At 67.5% G+C, this 4,606-nt stretch carries 7 protein-coding genes; all 7 read right to left on the bottom strand.

Annotation, left to right across the window (positions count from 1 at the left end):
- Nucleotides 1-1,098, bottom strand: a 1,098-nt coding sequence (locus tag AC1VAN_RS12565; RefSeq protein ID WP_480985901.1) for an MHYT domain-containing protein, incomplete at its 3' end; no start/stop codon positions are given.
- A gap of 161 nt (nt 1,099-1,259) precedes the next feature.
- Nucleotides 1,260-2,051: a flagellar biosynthetic protein FliR gene (gene fliR, locus AC1VAN_RS12560; RefSeq protein WP_032974840.1), complete on the bottom strand. Its 792-nt coding sequence runs from the start codon at nt 2,049-2,051 to the stop codon at nt 1,260-1,262.
- A gap of 16 nt (nt 2,052-2,067) precedes the next feature.
- A complete protein-coding gene (locus tag AC1VAN_RS12555) occupies nt 2,068-2,337 on the bottom strand; it encodes a flagellar biosynthetic protein FliQ (RefSeq protein WP_005413254.1) in 270 nt (89 codons plus the stop codon).
- A gap of 109 nt (nt 2,338-2,446) precedes the next feature.
- Nucleotides 2,447-3,226: a flagellar type III secretion system pore protein FliP gene (gene fliP / locus AC1VAN_RS12550; RefSeq protein WP_025878986.1), complete on the bottom strand. Its 780-nt coding sequence runs from the start codon at nt 3,224-3,226 to the stop codon at nt 2,447-2,449.
- Nucleotide 3,227: 1 nt separating this feature from the next.
- Nucleotides 3,228-3,632, bottom strand: coding sequence for a flagellar biosynthetic protein FliO (gene fliO, locus AC1VAN_RS12545; protein WP_032974839.1), 405 nt, complete (start codon nt 3,630-3,632; stop codon nt 3,228-3,230).
- Nucleotides 3,629-3,964 (bottom strand): flagellar motor switch protein FliN, encoded by a 336-nt coding sequence (gene fliN / locus AC1VAN_RS12540; RefSeq protein ID WP_025878988.1) that lies wholly within the window; start codon nt 3,962-3,964, stop codon nt 3,629-3,631. Before fliN ends, fliO begins: the two co-directional genes overlap by 4 nt.
- The coding region (locus AC1VAN_RS12535) for a FliM/FliN family flagellar motor switch protein (RefSeq protein WP_480985900.1) at nt 3,961-4,606 on the bottom strand (646 nt) is incomplete at its 5' end. The genes fliN and AC1VAN_RS12535, both read right to left, overlap by 4 nt.

Raw genomic sequence — 4,606 nt, 5'->3', positions numbered from 1 at the left:
GGTCGGCAGGTCCTCGTCCTGTTCGATGCGCACCACCAGCACGAATTCGTCGCCGCCCAGCCGTGCCAGCATGTCGTGCGGCCGCAGCAGCTGGCGGGTACGTTCTGCCACGGCTACCAGCAGCGCATCGCCGGCCTGGTGGCCATAGGCATCGTTGACCTGCTTGAAGCCATCCAGATCCATGAACATCACCGCGAAGCGGCTGCCGCCCTGTTCGGCCTCGGCCAGCGCCTGCAGGATGCGCCGCTGCAGCAGCAGCCGGTTCGGCAGGCGGGTGAGCGGGTCGTGCAGCGCGGCCTGGGTCAGTTCCTGCTGGGCGTCCGTCAAGGAGGTGCTGAGCAGCGAATTGCGCAGGCGCAACAGTTGCGCCTCCACCCGCTGGTCCAGCCAGGACACCACCAGCACCACCGCCAGGATCGCCACGGTCAGCACCACCACCAGCATCGCCAGCCAGTTGTTCTGCAGGCCATCGCCCACCGCTGCGCCGCAGAYGCTGCCCTCGGGGAAACGGGCGGCAGCCATGCCGGTGTAGTGCATGCCGACGATGGCCAGGCCAAGCAGGCCGGCGGCGGCCAGGCGGTCGCCGATGCGGGTGTGCTGCGCGCGCAGGCGGAAGGCCACGTACAAGGCAGTCCACGACGCGGCCACCGCGACCAGCAGCGACAGCAGCAGCCACACCGGCTGGTAGTCGATGCCCGGTTGCATGCGCATCGCGGCCATGCCCACGTAGTGCATGCTGGCGATGCCGCTGCCCATCAGCAGCGCACCGCCGGCCAGGCGAGGATGGGGCAGGGTGCGCAGCGATACCAGCCAGAGCGCGAACACCGACGAGCCGATTGCCAGTGCCAGCGACAGCAGGGTGATGGGCAGGTCGTAGCCCAGTGGAATGGGCAGGTCGAAGGCGAGCATGCCGATGAAGTGCATCGACCAGATGCCCAGCCCCATCGCAAAGCCGCCGCCCAGGCGCCACCACCAGGTCGCGCCCTTGCCGGGCGCGGTGACGGTGCGCCCGGCCATCGCCAGTGCGGTGTAGGACGCCATCACTGCAACCAGCARTGAGGTCGCCACCAGCCAYGGGTTGTACGTGCCTACCAGCATTCGTCAGTCTCCCGGACCTGCCTGTCAACGGAAAAACTACGGTGGGGCATGCGCAAGGCGGGCGACCAGAGCCGCCGGTTGCAGCGTCCCCCCGGTCGCTGCGCATTCACTCTAACGCGGGCACCGGGGGGGACGGCAAGCAGCAGAACGTGACGACCACGTCAGCGGGTCACCGCACCGGCGGCCTGGAAGGCAGCATCGAACAGGCGCTGCACCGGCGGCCCCATTTCACCGACCAGCAGGGTCAGCAGGAACAGGCCCAGCAGCAGCGAGACCGGCAGGCCCAGCTGGATCGGATTCARCGCCGGCGCGGCGCGGGCCAGCACGCCGAAGGCCAGGTTGACCGCCAGCATCGCCACGGTCAGCGGGATGGCCAGGGTCAACGCACCGCGCAGCACGGTCAGCAGGAAGGTCGGGGCGATGCTGAAGAAGGCGTGCGGGTCGGGCAGGGGCGCGCCGATGGGCAGGGCGCGGTAGCTGTCCACCACCAGCGAGATCAGCGCCAGGTGGCCGTTGGCGGTGAAGAACAGCAGGCCGAACAGCAGATAGAACCATTGGCCGATGACACCGGAGGTGCCGCCGCGCAGCGGGTCACTCATCTGCGCAAATGCAAGACCGGTGCCCTGGGCGACCAGCTCGCCGGCCATCGCGCCGGCCTCGAACACCAGCCGCAGCATGAAACCGATGGCCACGCCGATCGCCAGCTCGCGGGCGATGGTCAGCACGGTAGCAGCGTCGAAACCGGTCCAGTCCGGTACCGGCGGCAGCAGCGGCGCCAACGCAATGGCCAGCGTGCCGGCCAGCATCACCCGCACCCGGCCGGGCACCGCGCGGGTACCGATCATCGGCATTGCCATGGCCACTGCGCCGATGCGCAGCATGGTCCACAGCACGGTGCCGATCATGCCGAAGGCATTCAGGCCGTCGGCAGCCATCTGGGTGGCGGCGTCCATCTGCGTGCGCGTCCGTCTAGCCGATCAGGTGCGGGATGCGCTGGAACAGCAGCGTGGTGAATTCGACCAGATGGCCGATCAGCAGGCTGCCCAGTGCAAACAACACCGCTGTGAGGGCCGCAGCCTTGGCAACGAAGGCGATGGTCGGCTCGTTGAGCTGGGTCGCCGCCTGCACCACGCCCACCACCACGCCGACCACCAGTACGGTCAGCAGCAGCGGGCCGGCCACCCAGAGCACGGTAATCAGGCCACCACGCAGTTCGGTCAAGGCAAGTTCGGGAGACATCATGGTTCCATCGGTAGCGCCGGGCCATGCCCGGCGGTGGTCAATGCGGCAGCCGGTATTGCCCGGCGTCGCCTCTGTAGAGCCGAGCCATGCTCGGCTGACCTTCGGATCAGGCCGGATTGAAGCTGGCCGCCAGCGTGCCGACGGTCAGCACCCAACCATCGACCAGCACGAACAGCAGGATCTTGAACGGCGCAGAGACCAGCATCGGCGACAGCATCATCATGCCCATCGACATCAGCACGCTGGCCACGACCAGGTCGATGATCACGAACGGGATGAAGATCAGGAAGCCGATCTCGAAGGCGGTCTTCAGTTCGCTGGTGACGAACGACGCAACCAGTACCGGGAACGGAATCGCATCAGGGCTGGCGTAGGTGCCGTGACCGGCGATGCCGGCGAAGGTCATCAGGTCGGTCTCGCGGATCTGCGCCAGCATGAAGGCGCGCAGCGGCGTGGTGGTCAGCGTCCAGGCAGTCTGGAAGTCGATCTCGCCATTGAGGTACGGCGCCATGCCGGTGCTCCAGGCCTTGTCCCAGGTCGGCAGCATGATCATCGCGGTGAGGAACAGGGCCAGGCCCAGCAGGACCTGGTTGGACGGCGTCTGGCCGGTGCCCAGCGCCTGCCGCAGCAGGCCCAGCACGATGATGATGCGGGTGAAGGAGGTCAGCACCAGCAGCATCGACGGGATCAGGGTGATCGCCGTCATCAACAGCAGTGTCTGCAACGGCAGGCTGACCGGCGCACCGCCGATCTTGCCGACGTTGATGTCCGGCAGCGGCGTGGTCGGCGCGCCCGGGGCGGCGAACGCCAACGCAGGCAGCAGGCACAGGGCGATCAGGCTCAGCCACGGCAGCAGGGTGGCAAGACGGGAACGGGTCACACGCATGTCAGGGGTCCTTGCGCAGCCGCTGTTGCAGCAGCTGGGCGAAATTCGGCAGGTTCTTCAGGTCGGGTACGCGTACCGGCGCAGGCGGTGGCAGCGGTTCGGGCAGGGTGTGCAGGGCGTTGATGCCGCCGGCGGTGACGCCCAGCAGCAGTTGTTGACCATTGACCTCGACCACCACCACGCGTTCCTTGGCGCCGACATTCAGGCTCGCCACCAGCTTCATGCCCTCGGCTGGGCGGAAGCCGCTGCCGGGCAGGCGCTTGAGCAGCCAGCCCAGGCCGATGACCAGGGCCAGCACTGCCAGCAGGGCCAGCACCGCACCGAACAGGCTCGGTGCGGCCGGCGCATGCTGGCCGACCTGCGGGGCCGTCTTGGCGACGGCCAGAGTGGTGGCGAGCAGGCTCAACGCAGTCTCCGGATCCGCTCGCTGGGGCTGACCACATCGGTCAGGCGCACGCCGAAGCGGTCGTTGATCACCACCACTTCGCCATGGGCGATCAGCGTGCCGTTGACGAACACGTCCAGCGATTCGCCGGCACCCCGTTCCAGCTCAACCACCGAACCCTGGTTGAGCTGCAGCAGGTTGCGGATCGGCAGGCGGGCGCGGCCGACTTCCAGCGACAGCGTCACCGGCACATCGAGGATCACGTCCAGGTTCAAATCCGGGCCGGTCGCTTCATCGGCCTGCAGGTTGCTGAACTGGGCCGGGGTCGGTTCGAGGGCGTCGATATCGTTCATTGCGGGTCTTCCTGGATGACGGGTACGCGCGGACGGGTGCCCGGCGGATGGGTAGCGGTGATCTTTACGGCGTTCATGCCGTTGGCGACGCCGAACTCACCGGTGAACACCGGGATGTTCTCCACGCACAGCGGCACCTGCGGGCTCAGGTCGATCGGCAGGATGTCGCCGACCTTCAGCCGGGTCAGGTCGCGCAGGGTCATGCGCTTGCTGGCCAGCACGCTGGACAGGGTCACTTCGGCCACGTTGAGCTGCTCGCGCAGGGTGCGGCCCCAGCTCTCGTCGCGGTCGTTGCGGTCACTCTGGATGCCGGCGTCGAGCAGTTCGCGGATCGGCTCCAGCATCGAGTAGGGCAGGGTCACGTGGATGTCACCGCCACCGCCGTCGAGTTCGACATGCAGGCGGCACACCACCACGTATTCGCGCGGCGTCACGATGTTGGCGAAGTGCGGGTTGATCTCCGAGTTGATGTACTCGAATTCCACGTCCATCACCGGTGCCCACGCTTCACGCAGGTCGGCGAAGGTCTGCTTCAGCAGCAGGTGGATCACCCGCATTTCGGTGGCGGTGAACTCGCGGCCTTCGATACGCGTCGGGTAGCGCCCGTCGCCGCCGAAGAAGTTGTCGACGATGGCGAACACC

The organism is Stenotrophomonas sp. 05L44_2, assembly GCF_056665995.1.
The sequence above is the reverse complement of the archived record's forward strand: the minus strand, read 5'-3'. Positions and strand labels throughout refer to the sequence as shown.